The organism is Halomonas koreensis (assembly GCF_031451675.1).
Lineage (GTDB): Bacteria > Pseudomonadota > Gammaproteobacteria > Pseudomonadales > Halomonadaceae > Halomonas > Halomonas koreensis.
In genome coordinates this window covers 121,695-148,480 of record NZ_JARWAK010000001.1, presented here as the reverse complement: position 1 = coordinate 148,480, position 26,786 = coordinate 121,695, and the positions used below count along the sequence as shown (strand labels likewise).

Below are 26,786 nucleotides of genomic sequence, written 5' to 3'. Positions count from 1 at the left end.
CCGTCAGCCGGCCCCGAAGCGGGCCAGCTGCATCTCGCGCAGGCGGCTCAGGGTGCGGCGGAAGGGGAAGGCCAGGTGGCCTTCCCGGTAGAGCGCCTCCAGTGGCACCGCCGCCTCCAGGTGGAGCGGCACGCCCCGGTCGTAGCACTCGTCGACCAGGGCGATGAAGCGCCTGGCGCCGTCGTCCTGGCGCGTCAGCGCCGGCAGCTCCCGGTCGCCGGCCGCCACCCGGGCGCTGGCGTCCTCGGTGCCCCGGGCGATGCCGGCCCGCGCGGGCCCGCCGTCCAGGCGCGGCACCTCGCCGATCAGCAGGTGACGGAAGCGGTCGCAGAGATCGATGAAGTCCAGCGCCGACAGCGGCGCCTCGCACAGGGCCGCGAAGCGACACCACAGCACCGTCCCGCTGCGCGCCACCACCGGCACGGGCCGACGCCCCAGCTCGACGGGGGCGGTCGAGACGGGGCGGCCGTCGCCGAGCCGCGCGAAGACCTCGCCCAGCGGCGAGGCCTGCCCCGGCTCGCGCACCCAGTAGCGGCGATGCGCCGCCCCGGGATGGCGGCGGTGGTCCCGCTCGCCGTCCAGGTGGACCACCGCCAGGTGGCGCTGGATCGCCGCGATGGCCGGCAGGAAGCGCTCGCGGTTGAAGCCGTCGGCATAGAGCCCCGCCGGCGCCTGGTTGGAGGTGGTCACCAGCACCAGGCCGCGCTCGAACAGGGCGTCGAACAGCCGCCCCAGCAGCATGGCGTCGGCGATGTCGTTGACGAACAGCTCGTCGAGGCACAGCACCCGCACCTCGGCGGCGAGCTCCGCCGCCAGGCTTCGCAGCGGGTCCGGCGTGCCGGCGAGCTGGAACTGGCGCCGATGCACCCAGCGCATGAAGCGATGGAAGTGCTGGCGCCGGGCGGGCACCGTCAGGCCGGCATGGAAGCGGTCCATCAGCCAGGTCTTGCCGCGGCCCACGGTGCCCCAGAGGTAGACGCCGGGCACCTCGGCCTCGCCGCGGGCCAGCGCGCAGTGGGTCGCCTCCAGGGCCGCGACGGCCCGCCACTGGGCGGCGTCCTCGACGAAGCCCTGCGCCTCGAGGGCCTGACGATAGGCCGCCTCGGGGCCGGGCGGGCAGGTCGACGCCATCTCAGCGCCGACGCCACTTCTGGACCAGCGTCACCGCCGCCAGCACCAGGGCGCCGACCGCCAGGCCGACCCCCAGGTTGAGCAGCAGCGGTCCCAGCCCCTGGACGAGGACCGCTAGCCCCGGCACGGCCAGCTCCGCCTCGGCGACGCCCTCGAGGAGGTGATGCACGGCGGGAATGCCATGACCGAGGATGCCCCCGCCGACCAGGAACATCGCCGCCGTGCCGACCACCGAGAGCAGCTTCATCAGGTAGGGAGCGCCGACCAGCAGGCCACGCCCCAGGCCGGCCAGGCCGCCTCCTCGCCGGCTGAGGAAGAGGCCCAGGTCGTCCAGCTTGACGATGCCGGCCACCAGGCCGTAGACGCCGACGGTCATCAGGGCGCCGATGCCGACCAGCACCGCCACCTGCTGCCCCAGGGCCGCGCCTGCCACGGTGCCCAGGGTGATGACGATGATCTCGGCGGAGAGGATAAAGTCGGTGCGGATGGCTCCCTTGATGCGTTCCCGCTCGAACTCCTGCATGTCCATGTCCGCGCTGGCCAGGGCTTCCACCCGCCGGGCATGCTCCGCCTCGTCCTCCTCGCCGTGCAGGAACTTGTCGGCCAGCTTCTCGGCGCCCTCGTAGCACAGGTAGGCGCCCCCCAGCATCAGCAGCACGGTGACCAGCGCCGGCAGGAAGGCGCTGATCACCAGCGCCGCGGGGATCAGGATCACCTTGTTGCGCAGCGAGCCCTTGGCGACCGCCCAGACCACCGGCAGCTCGCGGTCGGCGTGGATGCCGGTGACCTGCTGGGCGTTGAGGGCCAGGTCGTCGCCCAGCACCCCGGCGGTCTTCCTGGCCGCCACCTTGGTCATCACGGAGACGTCGTCGAGCAGGGTGGCGATGTCGTCGATCAGGGTCAGCAGGCTGCTACCGGCCACGGTGGCCTCCATGGGCGAGGAAGGGGCGAAGGTTTCACAGCATACCCGCCCGCGACGACAAAAAAAGGTTCTTCGCAAATCCGCGTGAAACCGTTGAGGTTCGTAGGAGCGCTGCTCCGCAGCGCGATCCACCGCGTAGCGGTGGCAGGTTTCGTGCCATGGTCAGGATGAATGGCCCTCGGCGGCGCCATCGCGCAATGAATTGCGCTCCTACGATTGAGGGCGGCCGTTTCCCCGGCAAAAAAAAGCCCCGCCAGGGGCGGGGCAACGAGAGAGCATCAGGGCTCGACATCCATCACAGCTGGAAGGGGTAGACGCTGCCCAGCTTGAGAAGGCGGGTCAGCTCGTCCAGGGCGGCGAGCGTCTCGTGGGCGAGCGCCGGGTCGGCCAGGTCGGCCGGGGCCAGACGGTCGCGGTAATGGCGCTCGACCCAGGCGACGAGCTCGCCGTGCAGGGCGTCGTCGAGCAGCACCCGGCCGGAGACCGCGGCCCGCTCGGCCTCGGACAGCGCCACCCGCAGCCTCAGGCAGGCCGGGCCGCCGCCGTTGCGCATCGACTGCTTGACGTCCTTGACCACCACCTCGGCGATCGGATTGTTGCCGGCCAGCAGGTGGTCCTGCAGGCAGCGCCACACCGCCTCGCGCTCCTGGCACTCGCCGGGCACCACCAGGGTCATGGTGCCGTCCGGGTTGCTGAGCAGCTGGGAGTTGAACAGGTACGAAGCCACGGCGTCGTCCAGGCTCACCGCCTCGGCCGGCACCCGCACCGGGATCAGCGGGGTGGTCATCTTCTCGCGCAGCGCGTCCAGGGTGGCCTGCTCGTCGCGGAAGGCATACTCGTGGTAGAGCAGCACCGGGCCGTTGCCCACGCTGATGACGTCGTTGTGGAAGACGCCGGCGTCGATGGCCTCGGGGTGCTGCTGGGCGAACACCGTCTGCGCCTCTTCCAGGCCGTGCTGGCGGGCCACCGCCTGGCTGGCCTCCAGGGTCTGGCGGGCCGGGAAGCGGCCGGGCTCGACGCCGTCGCCGCCGAAGGCCTGGCGGCCGTAGACGAAGAGGTGCACCCCCGGCTCGCCGTGGTCGCCGCACAGCCGGGTGTGGTTGGCCGCGCCCTCGTCGGAGAAGGCCGGGGTGGCCGGCAGCACCGGATGATGGGCGAAGCGACGCTCGTCGCGGAAGATCGACGCCAGCACCCGGCCGGTGGTCGAGGGCTCCAGGTAACGGTGGAAGCTCGACTGCAGGTTGGCCGGGGTGAAGTGCACCCGGCCGTCGGGCGCATCGACGCTGGGCGTCACCGTGCCGGCATTGGCCGTCCACATGCTGGAGGCGGAGCACACCGCGCGCAGCAGCTGGGGCGCCTCCTCGGCGGCCCGGGCCAGCACCCGGGCGTCGTCGCCGGCGAAGCCCAGGGCGCGCAGGGCGCCCAGGTCCGGCCGCTGCTGGGGCGGCAGCACGCCCTGGGCGTAGCCGGCGTCCATCAGCGACTTCATCTTCTCGAGGCCCTGGAGGGCGGCCTCCCGGGGGTTGGCCACCAGGCCCTCGTGGGTCATCGACGCCACGTTGCCGTGGGCCAGCCCCGAGTAGTTGTGGGTCGGCCCCACCAGGCCGTCGAAGTTGACCTCGCGCACGTCCGTCACAGGCTCACCCCCGGCGGCAGCTGGTCGGGCAGGTGCAGCTCGTCGCTCTCCACCGAGGCCACCGGGTAGGCACAGTAGTCCGCCGCATAGTAGGCGCTCGGGCGATGGTTGCCGCTGTCGCCCACGCCGCCGAAGGGCGCGTCTCCGGAGGCGCCGGTGGTCTGGCGGTTCCAGTTGACGATGCCGGCGCGGATGCGCAGCAGGAAGTCGTCCCAGTCCTCGCGCTCGCCGCCGACCAGCCCGGCGGACAGGCCGTAGCGGGTGTCGTTGGCGAGCCGGATGGCCTCGTCCCAGTCGCGGTAGCGGTGCACCTTGAGCAGCGGGCCGAAGTGCTCCTCGTCGGGCAGCTCCAGGCCGGTGACATCGACCAGCGCGGGCGACAGCAGGCTGGTGCCCTCCTCCAGGCGCTCCATGCGCGACAGCACGGTGCCGCCCCGGGCCTCGAGGTCGTCCTGGGCCGCGAGCAGGCCGTCGGCGGCCGCCACGCTCACCAGGCCGCCGTAGAAGGGGGCGTCCTCGCTGAACTGGCCGGCCACCCGCAGCCGCGAGATGGCATCACTCAGGGCGTCCAGCAGGTGGTCGCCCACCTGGCCTTCCGGCACCAGCAGCCGGCGGGCGCAGGTGCAGCGCTGGCCGCCGGACAGGAAGGCCGACTGCAGGATGGTCAGCACGGCGGCGTCCTGGTCGGGCACGTCCTTGATCACCAGCGGGTTGTTGCCGCCGAGTTCGAGGGCCAGGATCTTGTCCATCTGGCCGGCGAACTGCTTGTGCAGCAGGCCGCCGACCTTGGCGCTGCCGGTGAACAGCAGGCCATCGATATCCGGGTGGGCGGACAGCGCCTGGCCCACCGGGGCGGCGCCCTGCACCAGGTTGATCACGCCCTCGGGCAGGCCGGCCTCGCGCCAGCACTGCAGGGTCAGGTCGGCGGTCAGCGGGGTCTGCTCGCTGGGCTTGAAGACCACGGTATTGCCGGCCAGCAGCGCCGGCACCATGTGGCCGTTGGGCAGGTGGCCGGGGAAGTTGTAGGGGCCGAACACCGCCATCACGCCGTGGGGGCGGTGGCGCAGCACCGCCTGGGCGCCGCCCAGGTCGCGTTCACGCTCGCCGGTGCGCTCCTGGTAGGCGCGGATCGACAGCGCCACCTTGCCGATCATCGCGCCGACCTCGGTGCGCGCCTCCCACAGCGGCTTGCCGGTCTCGCCGGCGATGGCCGTGGCCAGGTCCTCGCGGTGGTTCTCCAGCACCTCGCGGAAGCGCTCGACCAGCGCCTGGCGCTCGGCGAAGGGCCGCCGCGCCCAGGCCGGGAAGGCCGCCCGGGCGGCCTCCACGGCGGCGCCCACCTGGGCCTCGGAGGCGGCGTTGCCCTGCCACAGGGTGTCGCCCGCGACCGGGTCCTGCTTGGCGAAGCCCTCGGCCTCGCCGTCCTGCCATTGGCCGCCGATCAGCAGCCGTTGCGTCGCCTTCATCACGCCTCCTCGTCGCTATCCAGAATGCGCAGGGTGTCGCCGGAGGTCACCTCGAGGCGCGCGGCCTCGGCCTCGCTCAGGGTCACCACGCCGTCGTCGCCGGGCCCGCGGCCCAGCCAGGCCGCCCGGAAGCCGGCCATGGAGGTGGTGGCGGCCAGCCAGCGCGGGCGCTCGGTCTGCTCCAGCTCGCCGGCCTGGACCTCCACCCGGCAGGTCCGCGACAGGCGCACGCCGCGCACGTCGTCGATATAGGCTTCCACGGTGGGGCCACCGTCGAAGATGTCGATGAACCCTTCCCAGCGCAGGCCTTCCTTCTTGAGCATCGCCAGGGCCGGCCGGGTGTGCTCGTGGACCCGGCCGATGCAGTCGCGGGCCGCCTCGGAGAGGAAGGGGGTGTAGATCGGGAACTTGGGCATCAGCTCGCCGATGAAGCTCTTCTGCCCCAGCCCCGTCAGCCTGTCCGCCTCGTTGAAGTCCATGGGGAAGAAGTGGCTGCCCAGGCACTCCCAGAAGGGGCTCTTGCCCTCGGCGTCGAACACGCCGCGCATCTCGGCGAGCACCTTGTCGGGGAAGCTGTCGCGGAACTCGGCCATGAACAGCCAGCGCATCATCGACAGCAGGGCGCCATTGCGCTCGTGGCGGCGGTCGGCGCCGCGGAACTCGGGGCGCAGGAACAGCGAGGCCACCTCGGCGTCGCCGGTATGGTCCGAGCTCAGGAACAGGGTGTCGATAGTGCGGTGCAGGTCGAGCTGCACCGAGGAGTGGGCCAGGGTGCCCACCCGGTAGTGGTAGAAGGGCACCTCGCGCCCCACCTGGCCCTCGATGGCGCAGCAGCCGGCCAGCCGGCCGGTGGTCTCGTCCTCGAGGACGAAGAAGTAGAGCCGCTGGTCCACCGGGGTCCGCTGGTCGAAGGCGCTCACCGCGGTGTCGATCTTGGCCGCCAGGAAGTCGCGGTTGTCGGGCAGCGAGGTGAAGCCCACCCCGGTCTCCCGGGCCACGGCCTGCAGCTCGTCCAGGTCGGACGGGGCAATCGGTCGAATGCGCATCACAGCTCTCCCTCGTCGTAGCCCGGATCATGCTCGTCGCCCGGCAGGGCGAGCGGCGCGGCCAGCACGGCGCGGCCCTCCTCGACGCCGAGCTGCTCGGCGTGTTCCGGCGACAGCATCAGCTGGCCGGTGGGCGACAGCGCATAGCGCGCCACCACGCAGCGGAAGTCGTCGAGCCGCTGGTTGGCCACCAGGGCCGGCTCGGCGTCCGGCAGGGAGTGGGCCGGGCGGATGCGCACCGGGTGCCAGGCGGCGCGGCGGAAGCTCTGCAGCCGGTCGCGCTCGCCCTTGATCACCGGGCCAGCGTCGAAGATGTCGACGTGGCGCGAGCGCAAAAAGCCCTCGCCCAGCATCTCGCCCATGGCCGCCTCGTGCTCCGGATGCTCGCGGCCGATGGCGGCCCGCGCCTGGGGGGTGAGCAGCGCCAGGTAGAGCGGGAACTGGGGCATCACCTCGGCGATGAAGCTCTTCGAGCGCACCCCGGCGATGTAATTGATCTCCTGGTAGTCGCGCACGAAGAAGTGGCGGCCGACGCTGTTCCAGAACGGCGACTGGCCGGCCTCGTCCAGGTAACCGGGGAAGGCCATCGCCAGGATCTCGGCGAAGCGCTCCGGGTACTGGGCGATGAACATCAGCCGCGCCCGGCGCAGCAGGCTCTCGGCGCTGGTGCCGCGGTAGCGCGGGTCCAGGGAGTAGGCGCACAGCAGGCTCGCCTCGGAGACCTCGTGGGACAGCGACAGGGTCGGCACCTCGCGGCGCACGTCGAGCTGCTGCGAGGCGTGGATCAGGGTCTCCTGCCGGTAGGTGTAGTAGGCCTCCCGGGCGCCGGCCTGGGCGCGCACGGTGGCGGTGCCCACCGCCTCGCCGCGCTCCAGGTCCTCGAGCACGAAGGTGTAGTGCTCGTCGCCGGGGAACTCCACCTCGGCCTCGAAGGCCCGCTGGGAGCGCGCAATGCGCTCCTCCAGGCGGTCCCGGTGGGCGGGCAGGTTGGTCAGGCGCGGCGTGGCGGTGCCCGCCAGCCGCTCCAGGGCCGGCAGGTCCGCCGGCCGGGCGGGACGTACGACCAGCATGGCTTGGCCTCCAGCGGATGGATCGGGGTCACGCATGGCGGGGCCGCGGCTCACTGGGCGGCCACCAGCCGAGCGATCGCCCGCTCCAGGCGCGCCATGCCCTCGGCGATGTCGGCCTCGGGGATCACCAGCGACGGCGCCATGCGCAGCACGTTGGGGCCGGCGACCAGCGCCATCAGGCCTTCCTCGATGGCCAGCGGCAGGATGTCCTTGGCGCGGCCCTGGTAGGCCTCGCTCATCTCGGCGCCGATCAGCAGGCCCATGCCGCGGACCTCCTTGAACACGCCGTGCTTGCGATTGATCGCCTCGAGGTGCTCGCGGAACAGGTCATGGCGACGCTTGACGCCCTCGAGCACCTCGGGGGTGTCGATGTACTCGATGGCGGCCAGGGCCACGGCGGAGGCCAGGGCGTTGCCGCCGTAGGTGGAGCCGTGGGTGCCGATGCCCATCGACGGGGCGAGGCGATCGGTGGTCAGCATGGCGCCCACCGGGAAGCCGCCGCCCAGGGACTTGGCGGTGGTGAGGATGTCCGGGGTGATGCCGTAGTCCATGTAGGCATACAGCGAGCCGGTGCGGCCCACGCCGGTCTGCACCTCGTCGAAGATCAGCAGGGCGTCGTGCTCGTCGCAGAGGTCGCGCAGGCCCTGGAGGAACTCGGGCTCGGCGGGCAGGATGCCGCCCTCGCCCTGCATCGGCTCGACCATCACCGCGCAGGTGTCGCCGTCGATCAGGTCGCGCACGCTGTCCAGGTCGTTGAACTCGCCGTGGACGATGCCGCCGGGCACCGGGCCGAAGCCCTGGGAGTACTTGGGCTGGCCGCCGACGCTGACGGTGAAGAAGGTGCGGCCGTGGAAGGACTGGTAGAAGGAGACGATGCGGTGCTTGTGCTCGCCGTGGGTGTCATGGGCCCAGCGCCGCGCCAGCTTGAGCGCGGCCTCGTTGGCCTCGCCGCCGGAGTTGCACAGGTAGACCTTGTCGGCGAAGGTGCGCTCGACCAGGCCGCGCGCCAGCTTGAGGGCCGGCTCGTTGGTGTAGACGTTGGCGAGGTGCCACAGCTTGTCGGCCTGGTCCTTCAGGGCGTCGACCAGCACCGGGTGACAGTGGCCCAGGGCGTTCACCGCGATGCCGCCGGCGAAGTCGATGTACTCGCGGCCTTCCTGGTCCCACAGGCGGCTGCCCTCGCCGCGCACCGGAATGGCCTTCTGGGGCGCGTAGTTGGGCACCATGTACTGGTCGAAGTCGCTGCGGGTCGGGGTCTGGGTCATGTCGTTCTCCGTTCTGTCGAGCCGGGCTCGCTCGGAATGAATCAAGTCATTCGAGTATAGGGAGGCCCCCTCCGGGGGGCTTTCAGCAATGGGACGGCGATTTGTGAAAAAGGCAGGAGCCGCCCGAGGCGCGCCGTGGCGGGATCGGCTAAGGTAGGAGCGCCATCGCGACGGAGGAGCCGCATGCTCAACACCACCGCCTGGAACCGCCTGCGCTACGGCCTCTATGCGCCGCTCTACGATGCCGTGGTCGAGCGCGCCCTGCGCCGGGCGCGGCGCGAGGCCCTGGCCCAGGTCCACTGGCGCCCGGGCATGCGGGTGCTGCTGGTGGGCGCCGGCACCGGCCTGGACCTGCCCTGGTTGCCCCGGGACCTGGAGCTCCATGCCACCGACCTCGCCCCGGCCATGGTGCGGCGCCTGGCGCGCCGCGCCGAGGCGCTGGACCGCGACGTGGAGGCGGCGGTGATGGACGCCGAGGCCCTCGATTTCCCCGACGGCCACTTCGACGTGGTGGTGATGCACCTGATCCTGGCGGTGATGCCCGACCCGGCCCGGGGACTGGCCGAGGCGCACCGGGTGCTGGCCGACGACGGCCAGCTGTGCGTGATGGACAAGTTCCAGGCCGACGACCGCCCGGCCGGCCTCGGCCGGCGGGCGTTGAACCTGGCCACCTCGGCCATCGCCACCGATATCACCCGCCGGGCCCGCCCGCTGCTGGAGGGCGCCGGCTTCGTGGTCGAGGCCGACACCCCGGTGCTGATGGGATCGCTGTTTCGCGCCCTGCTGGCGCGCAAGGGCCAGGCCTGAGTGGTGACGGCGCTCGGCGACGTCTCCAGCGCGGCCGGAGCATCACGCCGGGCTCAGTCCGACGACGCCCGGCGCCGGCGCCACGCCTGGGGCGAGTCCGCCGCCAGGCGCTTCCAGGCCCGGCGCAGCCGGCGATCATCGCCCAGCCCCACCTCCCCGGCGATACGGGCGAGGGTCCAGGGGGTCTCCTCCATCAGCTGGCGAGCCAGCTGCAGGCGCAGCCGCATCAGGTAGTCGCCCGGCGACATGCCCGCCACGGCGACGAAGCGACGACGCAGGTGGCGCTCGCTCATCACCGCCACCTCGGCCATGCCGGCCAGGCTCCAGGGTTCCTTCAGCCGCGCGCAGAGCGCGTCCTGCAGGCGATGGATGCGCTCGTCGACATGGTTGCGCCCCTCGAGCCAACCGGTCAGCTGGGGCTCATGCCCGCTGCGCCGCAGGTAGAGCACCATGTCCCGGGCCACGGCCAGCGCCAGGCGATGACCGAGGCGTCGGGTCAGCCAGTGCAGCATGGTGTCGATGCCGGTGGAGATGCCGGCGCTGGTCAGGCAGGGACCGTCCTCGATGAAGATGCAATCGCCCTGCACCCGTGCCGTGGGGGCCAGCTCGCGCAACCGCGGCAGCAGGGTATGGTGGGTGGTGCAGCGCCGGCCCCCGCCTCGGCCATCAGCAGCGACCCCGAGCAGATGCCCATCAGGGTCGCGACCCGGCCGGCGTGGCGACGCAGCCAGGCCACGCAGCCCGGCTGCACCAGGGGGTCGATCCCCCGCCGGTACTGGCCGGGCACCACCAGCAGGTCCAGCGGCTCGAGGGGCTCCGGCAGCGGTTCGATGCCGGCGAGGGTCAGCGGCCCCAGCCAGTCCAGCGACGCCCGGGGGCCGAAGTAGCGGATCGCGATACCGCCGGCCAGCCGCTCGGCGCCGTGCAGCACCTGCAGCGGCCCGACCAGGTCCAGGGGTACCTGGCCGGGGAGCATCAGCACCCCGACCCGCAGCGCGCCCGTCTCAGGCGGCGACACCGCGCCACTCCTCCCGCAGCGTCGCCACCTCGACGATCCGCGCGAAGCGCCCCTCCAGCACCAGCTCGGTGCGCGAGCGGATCTCCTCGGCGCTCCAGGTCCGGCCGAGGCGGGTCATGGGAAAGGTCAGGGTCGCCTCGCCGACGAAGTCCACCGCGAAGCCGAGGTCGGAGGCGACCCTGGCCGTGGTCTCGCAGCACTGCTCGGTGCGGATGCCGCCGATCACCACTCGGCGAATGTCGCGCTCGCGCAGCCAGGCCTCGAGCCCGGTGTCGGTGAAGGCGTTGTGGGCGCGCTTGCGGAAGGTCGCCGCGGCGGCGTCCTCGAAGCCGCCGAGCGGACGGATCAGGCCACGCTCGGGGTCGAAGGGCGTGCCGCTGCCCGGCGCCTCGTGAAGGATGCGCACCAGCGGGACGCCGGACGCCTCGGCGAGATCCAGCAGCTCACGCTGGCGTTCCCGCCAGGGGCCGGCCAGGGCCTCGTCCCAGTAGTCGCGGGCAGGGAAAGAAGCCTGGACGTCGATCATCAGCAGGGCGGTGGTCATGGGGCGAGTCTCTCATGTGACGTGGAGTGACCACCATAGCGCCGGAGCGAGCGGGGGAACGGCTGCGACCAGCCAGGTTGCGGTCACATCCGGCCATCTCGGCACAGCTCACCCCAGACGCTCCTCCCGGGGCGTGATGCCGAAGTGGTTGCGGTAGGCGGTGGAGAAGTGCGCCGCCGAGGAGAACCCCGTCTGCAGGGCGATCTCGCCGGCGGGCCGGTCGCTCTCGCGCAGCAGCTTGCGCGCCTGCTGCAGGCGCAGGTTGAGGTAGTAGCGGCTGGGTACCGCCTGGAGGTACTTCTTGAACAACCGCTCCAGCTGGCGCCGGGAGATCCCCAGGTGCTCGGCCAGCTCGTGGGTGGTCAGCGGCTCCTCGATGTTCGACTCCATCAACGCCACGGCGTCCACCAGGCTCTGGGGGGCGTTGCCCAGCCGGGTGCGCAGCGGCACCTGCTGGGGCTCGTCGCCCATGCGGATGCGCTCGAGCACGAAGTGCTCGGAGATGCGCTCGGCCAGCTCGGCGCCGTGCTGGGTGCCGATCAGCGTCATCATCATGTCCATGGCGGCGGTGCCGCCGCCGCAGGTCAGGCGATCGCGGTCGATCTCGAACAGCTGCTGGGAGAGCCGCACCCGCGGGTAGTCCCGGGCGAAGGCCTCGAAGCGCGGCCAGGGCAGGGTCGCCCGATAACCGTCCAGCACCCCCGCCCGGGCCAGCACCTCGGTGCCGCCGCCGACGCCGCCCAGCACCACCCGGGCGGCGGCCAGGCGCCGCAGCCAGTCGATCAGGCCCGCCGGCACGCTGCCGGCGAGCGGCCCGGGGGCGCAGACCAGCAGCATGTCCAGGGGCGCGTCGGGCTCGCCGGCCGGGGCCTGGGGCAGCAGGGCCTGGCCGGCGGCGCTGGTCACCGGGCGGGCGTCGGCGCCGAAGGTCGACAGCCGATAGAGGCCGCGCCCCTCCAGGCGATTGGCCACCACCAGCGGCTCGGTGGCGCAGGCCTGGGCCAGCAGCGAGAAGCCGGGCAGCACCACGACTCCCACGTGCCGGGACAGCGGCGCGGCCGAGGCGGCGGTGGGGGCATCGGGCATGGGGCTCTCTCGCGGGGAATGGACGGCCATTCTATCCCAAGGCGGCGCTCGGGGCAGCCGGCGGACACGACGACGCCGGGCGCGGGGCCCGGCGTCGAGGGACAGGCGGAGGGAGCGTCAGTCGCCGAGCCCGATCACCAGCAGGCCCAGCACCACCACCGCGACCACCACGATGATCGCGGGCAGCACCCAGGTGAGGGACTGGGGCGCCTGGCGTGCCTCGGGCTGGTCCTCGTCCGGCTCGGGGTGCTCGTAGTCCTCGGGTTGGCTGACTTCCTTGAAGTGCTCCAGCTCCTCGTCCGGCGTCTTGCTTTCCCTGGTATCCATGCACACCTCCTGGGTCCTGGATCGCGGGTCGCAGGGCGCCGGCGCGCCGGGCCCTACAGCTCTACGACATCGAATTCCACCGCGGGATTCACGTCGGCGTCGTAGTCGACATCGTCCCGCTCGAAGCCGAACAGCTTCAGGAACTCGTGCTTGTACCCAGCATAGTCGGTGATCTCGAAGAGGTTCTCGGTGGTCACCCGGGGCCAGAGGTCCTTGCAGGCCTGCTGGATATCGTCGCGCAGCTCCCAGTCGTCGAGGCGCAGGCGGCCGGCCTCGTCGGTCTCGGCGCTGCCGCCGTAGAGGCGCTCGGCGAACAGGCGGTTGAGCTGGTCGATGGTGCCCTCGTGCAGCCCCTGCTCCTTCATCACCTTGTAGACCATGGCGATATAGAGCGGCATGACCGGGATGGCGGCGCTGGCCTGGGTGACCACCGACTTGAGCACCGCCACGTTGGCGCCGCCGCCGCTGGCCTTGAGGCGGGCGTCGATCTCGCCGGCGGCGCGGTCCAGGTCCTCCTTGGCACGGCCCAGGGCGCCGTGCCAGTAGATCGGCCAGGTGATCTCGGTGCCGATGTAGCTGAAGGCCACCGACCGGGCCCCGGGAGCCAGCACGCCGGCGCGATCCAGGGCGTCCATCCACAGCTCCCAGTCCTCGCCGCCCATCACGGCGACGGTGTCGGCGATCTCCTGCTCGGTGGCCGGCTCCACCTCGGCCTCGGTGATGGCGTCCTTGTTGGTGTCGATGGCGGTGGCCCGGTAGGTTTCGCCGATCGGCTTGAGGCTGGAGCGCTTGAGCTCGCCGCTGTCGGGCAGCTTGCGCACCGGCGAGGCCAGGGAGTAGACCACCAGGTCCACCTGGCCGAGATCCTGCTTGATCAGCTCGATGGCCTTGTCGCGGGCCTCGTGGGAGAAGGCGTCGCCGTTGATGGCCTTGCTGTACAGCCCCTCTTGCTTGGCGAACTTGTCGAAGGCCGCGGCGTTGTACCAGCCGGCGGTGCCCGGGCGCTTCTCGGTGCCCGGCTTCTCGAAGAACACGCCCAGGGTGTCGGCCCCGTAGCCGAAGGCGGCGGTGATGCGCGCCGCCAGGCCATAGCCGCTGGAGGCGCCGATCACCAGCACCTTCTTGGGCCCGGCGCTCTTGTCCAGGCCGCGGGCGCGGGTCGCCTCGATCTGCTCGCGCACGTTCTGCTCGCAGCCGACGGGGTGGGTGGTGGTGCAGATGAAACCGCGGACCTTGGGCTTGATGATCACGTCAGACCTCTCGGTGATTTGGCAGCGGGGGCGCGCGACGCCCCGATGAAGTGGCATTCGTCAGTGGCGACATTCTAGCGGCCCCGACCCGCGCTGTCCGCCCTTGAGCCCGGCCGGACGCTGGGGCAGGATGCTCGGCACAGCCTTCCCCGAGGAGATCCCATGGACGCGCAGACCCTGGTCGACGAGCGCGGCGAGCTGTGGCTGGCCCTGGCCCCGCTGTGGCTCGAGCGCGAGCCGCGGGAGACCGACTATGCCCGCATGATCGAGGTGATCCAGCGCCACGACCTGACGCTGCACGAGCTGGAGTGGGTGTTCCGCCTGGAGCTGGCCCCGGTGCTGGCGCGCCGCCAGATGTCGGTGGCCGGCGAGTGGCGGCGCTTCGACGAGTACCAGCTGATGCGCCAGCTGGTGGCCCACAACCTGCGCCTGACCGGCTGGCGGCGCCGCGCCTGGGCGCTGTTCTCGGGCCTGACCACCATGATGGCGCGCCATCGCTGGGGCGAGCTGATGGAGCGGCTGATGATCGCCCGCGGCGAGGACGTGCCCTCCTGAGCCCCGGCGGCGCTCAGGCCTCGTCGAGCGCCCGCTCCAGGTCGGCGATCAACGCCTCGACGCCGTCCCGCGGCGAGAAGCGGCGGATCACCCGGCCGTCGCGCCCCACCAGGAACTTGGTGAAGTTCCACTTGATCAGGCCGGTGCCCATCACCCCGGGGGCCTGGCGCTTGAGCTCGGCGAACAGCGGGTGGGTGCCCGGGCCGTTGACCCGGACCTTTTCCAGCAGCGGGAAGGTGACGCCGTACTCCCGCTCGCCGAAGCGGCAGAAGGCCTGGGCCGACTCCGGCGCCTGACGGGCGAACTGGTTGCAGGGGAAGCCCAGCACGGTGAAGCCGCGGTCGCGGTAGCCGCGATAGAGACGCTCGAGGTCGCGCAGCTGGGGGGTGAAGCCGCACTGGCTGGCCACGTTGACGATCAGCAGCACCTGCCCTCGCAGGGCGCGAAGGTTGAAGGGCTCGCCACGGGCGGTGTGGCAATCGTGGTCATGGATGCTCATGGCGCGTGCTCGCTGACTGTCCCGCCACGATGCCACGCCGCACGCCACGGCGCCAGTCCCGGCGCACGCGGCGCAGCTGGCGGCGCAGGGCCCGTCGCCGGCCGCGGCGCTCGGCGGGCGACAGCGGCGCATAGTAGAGCGCCTCCAGTTCGGCGGCCGCCGCCGCCAGGGCCGGCCCGGCGGCCCCGGCCTCGGGGATCAGCCGGCGCAGGTGGGCGGCCGGCGACTCGCCGGGCCGGCACGGATGGCCGCGCCGCGCCAGCCAGGCCTGCAGCGCCGCGAGGCGGCGCCTCTCGTCCCGCCCGCGGGGCCAGCGGCGCAGGCCCGCCGCCACCCCGAGCCCGAGCGCCGCGCCCCCCAGCAGGCCGAGTCCCGCCAGCCCCAGTCCCCGCCAGGGCCCCAGCGCCAGCAGCGCCGCCAGGGCCGCCTGCAGGCGATCCAGCAGCCCGGCCACCAGGCGATCCCGGGCCTCCTCCCGGTAGCCGATCACCCCCCGCTGCCAGCGGTACTCCAACCGTTCCCAGCCCAGGCGCAGGCGATTGGCCCAGCCGATGTCGCGCAACCGCAGCGGCGACAGCGGCGCGTCCGCCAGGAAGGCCTCGCGCCCCTCGGCGACCGCCGCCGCGCCCCGCTCGACCCGGGCCGGGGCGATGGCCGCGGTGGGGTCCAGCCGCCGCCAGGCGCCCTCCCGCCAGACCTCCACCCAGGCATGGGCGTCGTAGTCGCGCACCGTGAGATGGCCGTCCGGGTGGCGCTCGCCGCCCAGGAAGCCGGCCACGATGCGCGCCGGGATGCCGGCCATGCGCGCCATCACGGCGGTGGCCGAGGCGTAGTGGGTGCAGTAGCCGGCCCGGCTCTCGAACAGGAAGGCGTCGACCCGGTCCTCGCCGCGCAGCCGGGGCGGCGACAGGGTGTAGCGATACGGCGCCTCCCCGAAGCGGGCCAGCACCGCCGCCAGGTAGGCCTCCGGCTCGCCGCCGCCCTGCTGCCAGAGCCGCCGGGCCAGCGCCCGGGTACGCGGGTTGGCGTCGGCTGGCAGCAGGCTGTGCCAGCCGGGGCCGGCGGGGTCCGGGTGGCGCGGCGGCGCGCCGCTGCTGGCCAGGGTCAGCAGTTCGCGGGTGCGCAGCGGCGCCAGCCCCTCGACGGTGCCGTCGACGAGGAAGCGCAGCGCCCGGTCGGCCCGCCGCGGGGCGCCCAGGCTGGGCCGCCAGGGGCGGCTGTCGGGCTCCAGCAGCAGCTCGTAGCGATAGCGCGGCGCCTCGCCCGCCGGCCCCCAGGCGCTGGCCCGCCCGCGCCGCACGAAGCGCGACACCGGCAGCCCGAGGGTGGCCGACAGCTGGGGCGGGGTGACCCGCGTCCAGCGCGCGCCGTCGAAGTGCGACAGGGTATAGACCCGCCAGTAGCGCTCGCCGGGCGGCGGCACCCGGCCGCGAAAGTCCGCCCGGAAGGCCCGGGCGTCGCTGCGCGACAGCTCGGCGATGTCCCCCGGGGCGATGCTGTCGCTCAGCCCGGTGGACGCCCGGGGCGTCTCGGGCATCTGCCACAGCGGCGGCAGGCGCGGCGCGACCAGGAAGAGCCCCAGCATCAGCGGCGCCGAGAGGCCCAGCAGCCAGGCGGTCTCGCCCCAGGCCTGGCGCGTCTCGCGGGCGCCGGACAGCCAGGCCAGCGCCTGCAGCTGCCAGGCCAGCGCCGCCAGGGCGCCCAGCGCCAGGGGCACGCCCTGGTCGTGGAGGAAGGCCACGCCGATGGCCACCAGGCCGATCATCACCACCACCCGGGCGTCGCGGCGGTCGTGGGTCTCGAGCAGCTTGAGCAGGTAGACGCCCAGCAGCAGGCCGATCAGCGCGCGCATGCCGCCGAGGCCGCCGAACTCGGCCCACAGCGCCAGCACCAGCGCGCCCACCGCGGCCAGCCGCAGCAGCAGCCCGGCCCGCGGCCGGTCGCGACGCAGCTGCCGGTAGCGATAGGCGGCCACCGCCACGGCCACCCCAGCGAACCAGGCCGGCATCCAGGCCAGGTGCAGGGCCAGCACCAGGCACTGGCCGACGAACAGCCGACGCAGCATGGCGCCGCTCAGCCGGCGGCCATCCGCCAGCACCGTCGGGGCAGCCAGGCGGCCGGGGCGGGTCATGCGCCCTCCGGCGGCCGGCAGCGGGACAGGGCGTCGAGCGCCGCCCGCCGATGGGCCTCGCCCTGGCCGGGCGCCAGCACCCGGTCGGGCAGCCGCAGGCCGAAGCGCTCGCCGGCCCGGTGATGGGCCAGCACCCGCCCGCAGAGCAGCGACAGGCGATGCTCGGGGTCGCCGGGGCAGGCCGCGTAGTCCAGCCAGGCGCTCTCCCGGGGCGGGGCCTCGAAGGCCTTGGTGGCCAGGGTGCCGGTGCGGCTCCACTGCTTCCAGGCCAGCCGGGTCGGGCTGTCACCGGGGACGAAGCGCCGCAGGCCGGCGAAGTCGCCGCTGTCCAGGCCGCCGGCGCCCGGGCGCCGATCGGGGGGCGGCGCCTCGATCGGCGCCGGCCAGACCAGCAGTTCGGCGTCGTGGGCCTGCCAGGCCAGGGCGCGCACCAGGCCCAGCGGCCAGCGCGTCTCCAGGCGCAGCGCCGGCAGGGCGAGGGCGCCGCGCCGCGGGGCCGGCAGGTACAGCTCGCCCTCGCCCCGCCCCCGGCGCAGGTCGAGCCGAGCCCGGCGACCGCCGCAACGCACCACCAGCGCCGTGCGGGCCCGCCGGGCCTCGGCGACCAGGCCCAGGCATGCCTCGCCGCCGGCGAACACCTCGCCGGGCAGGCGCAGCGACAGGCGCACCCCCAGCAGGTTGCGCCAGGTCCGGAAGAGGACCACCACGCCCAGGGCGATCAGCCAGAAGGCCAGGGCGTGCAGCAGGGTGTTCTGGTAGTTGATGCCCAGCAGCAGCAGCAGCGTCGCCAGCCCGGCCCAGCCCAGGCCGAAGCGGGTGGGCAGCAGGAACAGCCGCCGCTGGGGCAGCGGCGCACCGAGCGGGGCGGCCAGTCGCCGCTCCCGGAGCCGACGCAGGCGCGCCCGCCAGGTGCCCGGGCCGCGCCGCCGGCTCATGACAGCACCGGCACCCGCGCCAGCAGCCGGCGAGCCAGGGTCTCGCCCTCCTCGCGCCGGCCGCTGCTCAGCCGGTGGCTGACCACGGGCGCCCAGACCGCCTGGACGTCCTCGGGGAGCACGTGATCGCGCCCCTCGAGCATCGCCCAGGCCCGGGCGGCGCGCAGCAGGGCGAGCACGCCCCGGGGCGAGAGCCCCCAGGCCTGCTCGGGGTGCTCGCGGCTGGCCGCCGCCAGGGCCTGCACGTAGTCCAGCAGGGGCTCGGCCACGTACAGCGTCGCGCAGCTGGCCTGCCAGTCGCGCAGGGTGGCGGCATCCAGCAGCGGCGGCAGGACATCGAGCCGCTCGCGCCCGGCCCGGCCGCGCAGGATCTCGCGCTCGGCCCGGGGGTCGGGATAGCCCAGCGACAGCCGCATCAGGAAACGGTCGAGCTGCGATTCCGGCAGCGGGAAGGTGCCGGCCTGCTCCTGGGGATTCTGGGTGGCGATGACGAAGAAGGGATCCGGCAGGTCCCGGGTCTCGCCCTCGACGGTGACCCGGCCCTCCTCCATGGCCTCCAGCAGGGCGCTCTGGGTCTTGGGGGTGGCGCGATTGATCTCGTCGGCCAGCACCAGGCCGTGGAAGACGGGGCCGGGGTGGAAGCGGAAGCGGGCCTCCCGGGGGTCGAAGACCGAGACCCCGAGCACGTCGGCGGGCAGCAGGTCGCTGGTGAACTGCAGACGCTGCATGTCCAGGCCGGTGGCCCGCGCCAGAGCCTGCGCCAGGGTGGTCTTGCCGAGCCCCGGCAGGTCCTCGATCAGCAGGTGGCCCCGCGCCAACAGGCAGCACAGCGCCAGGCGCACCTCCCGGGGCTTGCCCAGCACCACGCCTTCCAGGCCGGCGAGCACCGCCGCCAGGCTTTCCTGGCGCACCGGGCGATTCATGCCCGGGCCTCCAACCGGCCGGTCTCCAGCAGCCGCTCCACGACCTGGCGGGTGTCGGGGGTCACGCCCTCCAGGGCCAAGGCCTCGTCGGGCGGGCACCAGAAGGCCTCGGCGACCTCCTCTTCCTGCAGGCGCAGGGGGCCGTCGTGGTCGACCAGATAGGCGCTGCCGAAGATGTGGTTGCCGCCCCGGGCATGCACGAACTCGAGGACGTGGCGCAGCGGTACGCCCGCGATCCCCAGCTCCTCGGCGAGTTCGCGCCGGGCGGCCAGATGCACCGCCTCGCCGGCGCCGACCACCCCGCCGGCGGCCAGGTCCAGGCCCCCGGGGAAGACCTCCTTGGTCAGGGTGCGGCGCTGCACGCAGATCGCGCCGGCGGCGTTGCGCACCACGATGTAGGTGGCCCGGTGCCAGTAGCGATAGCGGCGCATGGCGGCACGCGGCGCACTGCCGCAGGGCCGGTTGCGGGCATCCACCAGCTGGATGCTCTCGTCGGCGATTCGGGGGGCGGGCAAGGGGGGCGCCAGGGCGTCGTCGGTCATCGCGGCTCTCCGGGGAAATGCCTTCAGCCTACTCAGTCGGCCTGCGAGCGTCACGCGCCCCGGGCTTCACAGCGCCGCCAGGTCGGCCGCCGCCAGGGCCCGGGCCAGGCGCATCGCCGGCGAGTCGGCCGCCTCGTCGGCGCGCAGCACCGCCTGCCAGTCGATGCGCATGCCCGCCCGGGTGACCTCGGCGGTGGCCAGCCCGCCCTGGGCCAGGTAGGGCGCCAGGGTCCAGCGCGGCATGATGGTGATGCCCTGCCCCGCCCGCACGAAGGCCACCACGGCCTCGGTGACGCCGGCTCGCAGCACCTCGGTGGGCATCACCCGGTAGCGGGCGAAGACCCGCTCGTACTCGCGACCGCCGGCCGGGGTGGTGTGATAGGTGACATAGGGCTCGGCGGCGATGGTGGCCGGCGCCAGCCAGGCGTGGCCGGCCAGCGGGTGATCCTCGGGCATCACCACGCACATGCCGTCGGTGAACAGCGGCAGCGCGCGGATGCCCGGCCGGGCGACCGGCCCCGAGACGATGGACAGGTCGATGGTGCCCTCGCGCAGGGCCTGAAAGGGCGACATCGAGACATCGGGGATGATCTCGATGCCGATCCCGGGATGCTCGCCGCGAAACCGCGCCAGGAAGCCGGGCAGCCAGTGATAGCCGCCGTAGGCCTCGTGGCCGAGGCGCACCACGTGCTCGATGCCCACCGCGAGCTTGTCGATGTCGTGCTCCGCGCGCTCGATCTCGCCCAGCGCCACCCGGGCGGCATGCAGCAGGCGCTGGCCGGCGTGGGTCGGCACCAGGCGCGCCTGGCGCCGGTAGAAGAGCGGCGCGCCGAGCAGCCGCTCGGCCTCGCGCAGGCGGTGGCTGAGCGCTGACTGGGACAGCCCGACCTGGCTGGCCGCGGCCGAGACGCCGCCGGTCTCGGCGATGGCGCGGACCATCTGCAGGTGGCGCAGGGTGAGGCGGGGATGGGTCACGGTATGCAGAAAATGACGAGAAACGAGGAATAATATGAATTATTCATCGCTCGCCGTCCCGGGTACAGTCGACGAAAGCACCGACCGGCCCCGCCACAACACCAACACAGGGAGCGAAGACGATGCGCGACCATGCCACCGGCCCGGGCGAACGCCCGCGGCACGTGGACCTGGAGGACGAGAACGTCCACTGGGACCAGGACATGAGCTACGGCCAGTACCTCGACCTGGAGCGGCTGCTGGACTGCCAGCATCCGGTCTCCGACCAGCACGACGAGATGCTGTTCATCGTCATCCACCAGGCCTCGGAGCTGTGGATGCGGCTGTGCCTGCACGAGGCCCACGCCGCCGCCGAGCATATCCGCCGGGACGCGCTGCGGCCGGCCTTCAAGATGCTGACCCGGGTGGCCCGCATCCAGGAGCAGCTGATCAAGGCCTGGGAGGTGCTGGTCACCATGACGCCGGCGGACTACCTGAGCTTCCGCGACGAGCTGGGGCAGAGTTCGGGCTTCCAGTCCTACCAGTACCGCGAACTGGAGTTCCTGCTGGGCAACAAGAACGCCCGCATGATCGAGGCCCACCGCGGCCACCCGGGGCACTACGCGCGCCTGCACCGGGTGCTGGAGGCGCCGAGCCTCTACGACGTCACCCTGCAGCGGCTCGCCGACCGCGGCTTCGCCATTCCCGCCGACCGCCTCGAACGCGACTGGGCCGAGCCCTACGAGGCCTGCCCCGAGGTCGAGGCCGCCTGGGCGGCGATCTATCGCGACACCGCCACGCACTGGGAGCTCTACGAGCTGGCCGAGAAGCTGGTCGACCTGGAATACAACTTCCAGAAGTGGCGCTTCAGCCACATGAAGACGGTGGAGCGCATCATCGGCTATCGCCGCGGCACCGGCGGCACGGCCGGCGTCGGCTACCTGGTCAAGGCCCTGGATCTGCAGTTCTTCCCCGAGCTGTGGTCGGTGCGCACCTCGCTGTGACCCGGCGGCCCGGCACGGGGCTTTGACCGACTCGCCGCCCGGCGCCATGCTCAGGTGAGGCCACCCGATGGAGCCCGCCATGCCGGACCATGCCCCCCGCGACCGCCTGGCCACCCACGAGGTCACCAACCAGCCCCCGCCGCCGGGGGACCGCGACGCCCTGGCCGACGACCCGCCGCTGCGGGAAGCCCTGGCGCGAGAGGCGCCGGCCTGGGTAGCGCGACGCCTGGCGTTGCTGGGCCGCGAGGTGGGCAGCCGCCGGGTGCAGGCGCTGGGCGAGGCGGCCAACCGCCACCCGCCCGAGCTGCGCCTGTTCGATCGCCACGGCCGGCGCCTGGACGAGGTCGCCTACCATCCCGCCTATCACGAGCTGATGCACCTGGCGATGGACCACGGCTGGCATGCCGTGGCCTGGCAGGAGGAGGGGCGCGGCGGCCACCAGGCCCACGTGGCCGCGCTCTACCTGCTGACCCAGGCCGAGCCGGGGTTCTGCTGCCCGGTGACCATGACCCATGCCGCCATGCCGGCGCTGCGTGCCTCGCCGCGGCTGCACGACGCCTGGTCCCCGGGGCTGCTGGCCTGGGACTACGACCCCCGGGCCCTGCCCGCGCCCCGCAAGACCGCCCTCACCTTCGGCATGGCGATGACCGAGAAGCAGGGCGGCAGCGACGTGCGCGCCAACACCACCCGCGCCGAGCCCGCCGACGACGGCTGGCGGCTCACCGGGCACAAGTGGTTCTGCAGCGCGCCGATGTCGGATGCCTTCCTGACCCTGGCCCAGACCGAGGACGGCCTCGGCTGCTTCCTGGTGCCACGCTTCACGCCGGACGACCGCCGCAACGCCATCGAGCTGCAGCGCCTCAAGGACAAGTGCGGCAATCGCGCCAACGCCTCGGCGGAGATCGAGTATCGCGGCGCCTGGGCCGAGCCCCTGGGCGAGCCGGGCCGAGGCGTGGCCACCATCCTGGCGATGGTCCAGCAGACCCGGCTGGACGCCGCCACCGCGCCGGTGGCGATGATGCGCCAGGGGCTGGTCGAGGCCTGGCACTTCGTGAGGGAGCGCCAGGCCTTCGGCCGGCGGCTGGCCGAGCAGCCGCTGATGCGGGTGCTGATCGCCGACCTGGCGCTGGAGGTGGAGGCCGGGGTGGCGCTGTCGATGCGCGCCGCCCGAGCCTTCGACGGCGCCGCCCGGGGCGACGCCCACGAGCGCGCCCTGGCCCGGCTGCTGCCGGCGCTGGCCAAGTACTGGCACAACAAGCGCGCCCCCGGCTTCCTGGCCGAGGCCATGGAATGCCTGGGCGGCATCGGCTACGTGGAGGAGACGCCGCTGGCGCGGCTGTATCGCGAGGCGCCGGTCAACTCCATCTGGGAGGGATCGGGCAACGTGATCTGCCTGGACGTGCTGCGGGTGATGGCCCGGCACCCCGAGGCCCTGGCGGCGCTGCGCCTCGAGCTCGACGCCGCCGGCGGGGCCTCGGCGGACCTCGATCGCGCCCGGGGCGAGCTGGATCGCCTGCTCGGCCAGCCGCCGGCGGAGCTGGAGTTCCGGGCCCGCCGGCTGACCCGCTACCTGGCCCAGTGCCTGCAGGCCGCCCTGCTGCTGCGCCATGCCCCCGCGGCGGTGGGCGAGACCTTCTGCCGCGCGCGGCTCGGCGAGGCGGCGAGCCCCGTGCCCGGCGACCTGCCCGCCGACGCGCCCCTGGCATCCCTGCTCGAGCGGCTGCCCGACTGAGCCTTGCGACAACGCGCCGCTTGCCCCTGGCGCCGGGTCCGCTAGGCTTAGCCGCGCCCCTTCACCGACGAGGAGACGCCGATGATCCGGCTCGCCACCGCCGCCCTGCTCGCCGCCGGCCTGATGTCCGGCCTGGCCCAGGCCCATGAACTGCGCCACGACGACCTGCGCATCGCCCACCCCTTCGCCACGCCCACCCCGCCGGGCGCGGTGAGCGCCGGCGCCTACGTCGACCTCGAGGTCACCGGCGAGACCCCGGCGACCCTGGTCGGCGCCCACTCCCCGGCCAGCGAGGCGGTGGAGATCCACACCATGGAGATGGCCGACGGCACCATGCGCATGCGCCCGCTGCCCGAGCTGACCATCGCGCCGGGCGCCCCGGTGCGCATGCGCCCCGGCGGCGGCCATCACCTGATGCTGATCGAGCTGGCCGCGCCGCTGCGTGAGGGCGAGCGCTTCCCGCTGACCCTGGAGTTCGCCGAGCGCGGCGAGGTCGAGGTGGAGGTCTGGATCCAGGAGGCCAGCGAGGGCAGCGCGGCGGCCGACGGCCACCACGGCCACTGAGCCGCCGCGCTCAGCCGGCGGCCGGCGCCTCCCGGTCCAGCGGCGAGCGCCCGCGGGCCAGGGCCAGGATGTCCGCCGCCGGCATCGGCCGGGCCAGGCCGAAGCCCTGCACATGGGTGCAGCCGAAGCGCTCCAGCAGCGGCAGGCAGGCCAGGTCCTCGACGCCCTCGGCGACCACCCGGATGCCCAGGCGACGGCCGAGCAGGGCCACCGACTCGACGATGGCGGCGTCCTGGACGTCCTCGTGGAGGCGGCTGACGAAGCTGCGATCGACCTTGAGTTCGCTGATCGGCAGCAGCTGCAGGCGCGCCAGGGACGAGAAGCCCACGCCGAAGTCGTCCACCGAGACCTCCAGGCCGGTGAGATGCAGTCGCGCGGCCACCTCGCTGCTCAGCAGCTCGTCCTTCATGGACGAGGTCTCGGTGATCTCCAGCACCAGCGGCGAGCCGCCGGTCGAGTGCCAGCCGTCGCGCACCAGGTCGACCAGCGCCGGGCACATCAGGTCGTCCGGCGTCACGTTCATCGACAGCGACAGGTTCACGCCGGCCTGCCGCCAGCCCGCGGCGTCCGCCATGGCCAGTTGCAGCACGCGACGGGTCAGCTGGCGGCCCTGGGCGTCGCTCAGCAGCGGCAGGAAGTCGCCGGGGGCCAGGATGCCGGCCTCGGGATGGGCCCAGCGCACCAGGGCCTCGACCCCGGACAGGCGCCGGCTGGCCAGGTCGAACTGGGGCTGGTAGTGGAGGGTCAGCTCCTGGCGCTCGAAGGCACGCTCGAGCTCGTCCTGCCGGAACGGCGGGGCGCCCGGTTCGGGGCCGACGGGCAGCGTGACGTCCAGGTCGCCGAGCCGCTGGCGCAACTCGGCGAGGCGCATGGGCTTGTCCAGCGAGGCCAGCATGTCGAGCCCCAGGGCCTCGCCCAGCCGCTCGGCGATGCGCGCCACCTTGCGCTCGACGCCGCTGAGCAGCAGCACCTTGCCCGGGTAACGGCACTCGGCGAGGCGGCGCAGCACGGCGATGCCGTCCTGGTCGCCGAAGGCCAGGCCCATGACGACCAGGCGCGGCCCCCTGGCCAGCACCTCGCCGACCAGGTGATGCGCATGGCGACAGTAACGGGTCTCCACTCCCAGTACCCGAAGCTGCACCGCCAGGGCGGCCGCAGCATCGGGGTCATCCTCTAGCACCATCGCCAGCGCCGGGGAAGAAGACGCGTTCATCGACGGGATGTCCGGTTGGTGCAGTCCCTGTCAGCGTAACAGCCCGGCGCGCCCGACCTCGTGAGCCGCGTCAACGCTACCTCCGGCAGGCGGCCGGGCATGGGGTCAGGCGATGGGGCCGGCCACCACCCGAAGGGCCAGCGCCAGCAGCAGCACCCCGGTGGCCCGGTTGATCCAGTGCGCCCGGGCCTGCAGCCAGGGCAGCACCCGGGAATGGGAGAGCCCCACCGCCACCAGCACGTACCAGCCGCCGTCGATGACCATGGCGGTGAGCACGATGATCGCCCGCGCCGCCAGGCTCATGTCCGGGGTGACGAACTGGCTGAGCAGGGCGATGAAGAACAGGATCAGCTTGGGGTTGCCCAGCGCCACCAGCATGCCGTCGCGGGCCGCCTGGCCGCCGGTGGTGGCCGTGGCCTCGGCCCGCAGGGCCCCGGCGCGGCCGGCACGCAGGGCCTTGATGCCCAGCCAGGCCAGGTAGGCGGCCCCGCCCCAGGTGATGGCCTGGAACAGCAGCGGGAAGCGCACGATCACCGCCCCCAGCCCCCAGACGGTGAGCAGCGCGTAGAGACCCACCCCCAGGGCGTGGGAAAGCGCCGCGACCACGCCCGGCACCCGTCCCCCGCCCAGGGTATGGCGCAACACCAGCGCCAGGCTCGGGCCCGGCGACATGGCCCCCATGGCACAGATCGCGACCAGCGACATCCACAGTGAAAACGGCATGATGCTTTCCTCCTCGACCGTCGAGACACGACTCAGCGATGGAACTGCCCGGCCCGCTCGGGCTGCCAGAGGATGGCGTCGATGCGCACCCGGGTCGTGCCGCCGTCGGGCAGCGGCCAGTCGATGGCGTCCCCGACCCGCAAGCCGAGCAGGGCCGAGCCGACCGGTGCCATCACCGAGAGGCCATCCTGGGTGTCGGCCAGGGCATGCGGATAGACCAGGGTCCGGACGATGCGGCGCTCCCGCGACAGGTCCGTGAAGGCGACCTGGCTGTTCATGCTGACCACGTCGTCGGGCATCTCCCGGGGATCGAGCACCTCGCCGCGCTCGAGCTCCGCCTCGAGCGATGCCGCCACCCGGTGATCCCGGGGCTCGGCCTCGTCGATGAGGCGCTGCAGCCGGTCGGCATCGAGCCGGTTGATGATGAGAGGGGGACGCTTTGCCATGGGGCCTCCTTGCGCGCATCACGCCGTGGCTGTCCCGCCCGGCGCGACCAACGAAAACAGCCCTCCCCCGCGAGCGGGGAAGGACCGATCCTGCCCTCCACCTTACGCCATCCCGGCGACCGGGGACAGCCGGCCGCGGCGGCTGTCTCGCCCCCGCCCGACGGCGTACACTAGGAGCGCGCCAGGCCGGGCGTCGCGCCCCGGCACGCCTGTCCAGGACCCGACGCGATGCCCATGGATCACGATCGTCCCGCCCCCCGGCACCAAAGCTCGCCGCGCAACCTGACCACCCTGCTCGAGCGGGTCCGCCATGCCGGCCGTCACGACACCGACGTCAGCCTCGAGGCCATCCTGGACGCCGTGGGCCGCCGCTCCTTCGCGCCCTTCCTGCTGATCGCCGGGCTGATCACCCTGGCGCCGCTGGTCGGCGACATTCCGGGCGTGCCCACCCTGATGGCCAGCCTGGTGGTCCTGACGGCCGCCCAGCTGCTACTGGGACGCCGGCACCTCTGGCTGCCCCGCTGCCTGCTGCGGCGCCGGGTCTCCCGACGGCGCTTCGTGCGGCTGATCATCTGGCTGGAGACGCCGGCCGGCTGGATCGATCGACTGCTCCGGGCGCGACTGGTGCGGCTGGCGCGCCCGCCGGCGCACCTGCCCGTCGCCCTCGTCTGCCTGCTGATCGGCCTGGCCATGCCGCCCATGGAGCTGGTGCCCTTCACCGCCAACGGCGCCGGGCTGGCCCTGACGCTGTTCGGCCTGGCGTTGCTCGCCGAGGACGGCCTGCTGATCCTGATGGCCTACGCCCTGACCATCGGCACCCTCGCCCTAGTGGTGGTCGGCCTGCTCTGACCGCCCCGACCGAGCGGGCACAAAAAAGCGGCCCGGCGGGCCGCTCAAGCGGGGACATGTGTCGAACAGGGAATCGAAGACGACACATGGCCGTATTGAGCCATGCCCCCGGTCCCGCCAAAACATCAGAACAAGCTAATAGGAAGCG

Annotated in this window: 28 protein-coding genes; 6 read left to right on the top strand and 22 right to left on the bottom strand. The window is 73.1% G+C overall.

The features are described from left to right. Positions 1–3: 3 nt before the first annotated feature. From zapE to QC818_RS00715, 7 genes are all read right to left on the bottom strand, one after another. The gene (gene zapE / locus QC818_RS00745) at positions 4–1,131 is read right to left on the bottom strand and encodes a cell division protein ZapE (protein WP_309650911.1); all 1,128 of its coding nucleotides are present in this window, start codon (positions 1,129–1,131) and stop codon (positions 4–6) included. A 1-nt stretch (position 1,132) separates the two neighbouring features. Next, positions 1,133–2,053, bottom strand: a complete 921-nt coding sequence (locus QC818_RS00740; protein ID WP_309650910.1) for a DUF808 domain-containing protein — start codon at positions 2,051–2,053, stop codon at positions 1,133–1,135. A 295-nt stretch (positions 2,054–2,348) separates the two neighbouring features. After that, a complete protein-coding gene (gene astB, locus QC818_RS00735; protein ID WP_309650909.1) occupies positions 2,349–3,689 on the bottom strand; it encodes an N-succinylarginine dihydrolase in 1,341 nt (446 codons plus the stop codon). Beyond that, complete coding sequence (astD, locus tag QC818_RS00730; RefSeq protein WP_309650908.1) at positions 3,686–5,155, bottom strand: succinylglutamate-semialdehyde dehydrogenase; 1,470 nt, start codon at positions 5,153–5,155, stop codon at positions 3,686–3,688. Before astD ends, astB begins: the two co-directional genes overlap by 4 nt. After that, entirely contained in the window at positions 5,155–6,201 is a 1,047-nt protein-coding gene (gene astA, locus QC818_RS00725) for an arginine N-succinyltransferase (RefSeq protein WP_309650907.1), read from the bottom strand. Before astA ends, astD begins: the two co-directional genes overlap by 1 nt. Continuing rightward, complete coding sequence (locus tag QC818_RS00720) at positions 6,201–7,271, bottom strand: arginine N-succinyltransferase (RefSeq protein ID WP_309650906.1); 1,071 nt, start codon at positions 7,269–7,271, stop codon at positions 6,201–6,203. Before QC818_RS00720 ends, astA begins: the two co-directional genes overlap by 1 nt. Positions 7,272–7,321: 50 nt before the next feature. After that, positions 7,322–8,536 carry an aspartate aminotransferase family protein gene (locus QC818_RS00715; protein WP_309650905.1) on the bottom strand — a complete coding sequence of 405 codons (1,215 nt, stop codon included), beginning with the start codon at positions 8,534–8,536 and terminating at the stop codon, positions 7,322–7,324. A gap of 183 nt (positions 8,537–8,719) precedes the next feature. Here QC818_RS00715 and QC818_RS00710 point away from each other — a divergent pair, with 183 nt between their 5' ends. Then, the gene (locus QC818_RS00710) at positions 8,720–9,343 is read left to right on the top strand and encodes a class I SAM-dependent methyltransferase (RefSeq protein WP_309650904.1); all 624 of its coding nucleotides are present in this window, start codon (positions 8,720–8,722) and stop codon (positions 9,341–9,343) included. A gap of 53 nt (positions 9,344–9,396) precedes the next feature. Here QC818_RS00710 and QC818_RS00705 read toward each other — a convergent pair whose 3' ends face one another. The 6 genes from QC818_RS00705 to fabV all read right to left on the bottom strand — a co-directional run bounded on the left by QC818_RS00705 (position 9,397) and on the right by fabV (position 13,568). Continuing rightward, a complete protein-coding gene (locus tag QC818_RS00705; protein ID WP_309650903.1) occupies positions 9,397–9,957 on the bottom strand; it encodes a GlxA family transcriptional regulator in 561 nt (186 codons plus the stop codon). Then, a complete protein-coding gene (locus QC818_RS00700; RefSeq protein WP_309650902.1) occupies positions 9,888–10,361 on the bottom strand; it encodes a helix-turn-helix domain-containing protein in 474 nt (157 codons plus the stop codon). The genes QC818_RS00705 and QC818_RS00700 overlap by 70 nt, the downstream gene beginning before the upstream one ends. Further along, entirely contained in the window at positions 10,348–10,905 is a 558-nt protein-coding gene (locus QC818_RS00695) for an isochorismatase family protein (RefSeq protein WP_309650901.1), read from the bottom strand. The genes QC818_RS00700 and QC818_RS00695 overlap by 14 nt, the downstream gene beginning before the upstream one ends. A 108-nt stretch (positions 10,906–11,013) precedes the next feature. Continuing rightward, positions 11,014–11,991: a GlxA family transcriptional regulator gene (locus QC818_RS00690; protein WP_309650900.1), complete on the bottom strand. Its 978-nt coding sequence runs from the start codon at positions 11,989–11,991 to the stop codon at positions 11,014–11,016. Positions 11,992–12,108: 117 nt separating this feature from the next. Beyond that, positions 12,109–12,318: a hypothetical protein gene (locus QC818_RS00685; RefSeq protein ID WP_309650899.1), complete on the bottom strand. Its 210-nt coding sequence runs from the start codon at positions 12,316–12,318 to the stop codon at positions 12,109–12,111. A 53-nt stretch (positions 12,319–12,371) separates the two neighbouring features. Next, positions 12,372–13,568, bottom strand: a complete 1,197-nt coding sequence (fabV, locus tag QC818_RS00680) for an enoyl-ACP reductase FabV (RefSeq protein WP_309650898.1) — start codon at positions 13,566–13,568, stop codon at positions 12,372–12,374. 162 nt (positions 13,569–13,730) lie between these two features. Between fabV and QC818_RS00675 the strand changes: the two genes are divergently transcribed. Further along, positions 13,731–14,123: a DUF7079 family protein gene (locus tag QC818_RS00675; RefSeq protein WP_309650897.1), complete on the top strand. Its 393-nt coding sequence runs from the start codon at positions 13,731–13,733 to the stop codon at positions 14,121–14,123. Between the two features lie 13 nt (positions 14,124–14,136). Here the strand turns inward: QC818_RS00675 and QC818_RS00670 are convergent, their stop codons facing one another. From QC818_RS00670 to QC818_RS00645, 6 genes are all read right to left on the bottom strand, one after another. Then, positions 14,137–14,622, bottom strand: a complete 486-nt coding sequence (locus QC818_RS00670; protein ID WP_309650896.1) for a glutathione peroxidase — start codon at positions 14,620–14,622, stop codon at positions 14,137–14,139. Further along, a complete protein-coding gene (locus QC818_RS00665) occupies positions 14,609–16,753 on the bottom strand; it encodes a transglutaminase family protein (RefSeq protein WP_309650895.1) in 2,145 nt (714 codons plus the stop codon). Before QC818_RS00665 ends, QC818_RS00670 begins: the two co-directional genes overlap by 14 nt. After that, positions 16,750–17,688 (bottom strand): DUF58 domain-containing protein, encoded by a 939-nt coding sequence (locus QC818_RS00660; protein ID WP_309650894.1) that lies wholly within the window; start codon positions 17,686–17,688, stop codon positions 16,750–16,752. The genes QC818_RS00665 and QC818_RS00660 overlap by 4 nt, the downstream gene beginning before the upstream one ends. After that, positions 17,685–18,611, bottom strand: coding sequence for an AAA family ATPase (locus QC818_RS00655; protein WP_309650893.1), 927 nt, complete (start codon positions 18,609–18,611; stop codon positions 17,685–17,687). Before QC818_RS00655 ends, QC818_RS00660 begins: the two co-directional genes overlap by 4 nt. Next, on the bottom strand, positions 18,608–19,153 hold the full coding sequence (locus tag QC818_RS00650; RefSeq protein WP_309650892.1) for an NUDIX hydrolase: 546 nt from the start codon (positions 19,151–19,153) through the stop codon (positions 18,608–18,610). Before QC818_RS00650 ends, QC818_RS00655 begins: the two co-directional genes overlap by 4 nt. A 66-nt stretch (positions 19,154–19,219) precedes the next feature. Then, positions 19,220–20,128 carry a LysR family transcriptional regulator gene (locus tag QC818_RS00645; RefSeq protein ID WP_309650891.1) on the bottom strand — a complete coding sequence of 303 codons (909 nt, stop codon included), beginning with the start codon at positions 20,126–20,128 and terminating at the stop codon, positions 19,220–19,222. Between the two features lie 122 nt (positions 20,129–20,250). On the opposite strand from QC818_RS00645, the gene kynA reads away from it, so the two are divergent. The 3 genes from kynA (at position 20,251) to QC818_RS00630 (ending at position 23,407) form a co-directional block, all read left to right on the top strand. Continuing rightward, a complete protein-coding gene (gene kynA / locus QC818_RS00640) occupies positions 20,251–21,111 on the top strand; it encodes a tryptophan 2,3-dioxygenase (RefSeq protein ID WP_309650890.1) in 861 nt (286 codons plus the stop codon). Positions 21,112–21,190: 79 nt separating this feature from the next. Next, on the top strand, positions 21,191–22,843 hold the full coding sequence (locus tag QC818_RS00635; protein ID WP_309650889.1) for an acyl-CoA dehydrogenase family protein: 1,653 nt from the start codon (positions 21,191–21,193) through the stop codon (positions 22,841–22,843). 81 nt (positions 22,844–22,924) lie between these two features. Continuing rightward, positions 22,925–23,407: a copper chaperone PCu(A)C gene (locus QC818_RS00630; protein WP_309650888.1), complete on the top strand. Its 483-nt coding sequence runs from the start codon at positions 22,925–22,927 to the stop codon at positions 23,405–23,407. A 10-nt stretch (positions 23,408–23,417) separates the two neighbouring features. On the opposite strand, the gene QC818_RS00625 is transcribed toward QC818_RS00630, so the two are convergent. From QC818_RS00625 to rnk, 3 genes are all read right to left on the bottom strand, one after another. Continuing rightward, positions 23,418–24,620: an EAL domain-containing response regulator gene (locus QC818_RS00625; protein ID WP_309650887.1), complete on the bottom strand. Its 1,203-nt coding sequence runs from the start codon at positions 24,618–24,620 to the stop codon at positions 23,418–23,420. A 105-nt stretch (positions 24,621–24,725) separates the two neighbouring features. Continuing rightward, positions 24,726–25,343: a LysE family translocator gene (locus QC818_RS00620; RefSeq protein ID WP_309650886.1), complete on the bottom strand. Its 618-nt coding sequence runs from the start codon at positions 25,341–25,343 to the stop codon at positions 24,726–24,728. 32 nt (positions 25,344–25,375) lie between these two features. Further along, a complete protein-coding gene (gene rnk / locus QC818_RS00615) occupies positions 25,376–25,789 on the bottom strand; it encodes a nucleoside diphosphate kinase regulator (RefSeq protein ID WP_309650885.1) in 414 nt (137 codons plus the stop codon). A 234-nt stretch (positions 25,790–26,023) separates the two neighbouring features. On the opposite strand from rnk, the gene QC818_RS00610 reads away from it, so the two are divergent. Continuing rightward, positions 26,024–26,638: an exopolysaccharide biosynthesis protein gene (locus QC818_RS00610; protein WP_309650884.1), complete on the top strand. Its 615-nt coding sequence runs from the start codon at positions 26,024–26,026 to the stop codon at positions 26,636–26,638. Positions 26,639–26,786 lie beyond the last annotated feature (148 nt).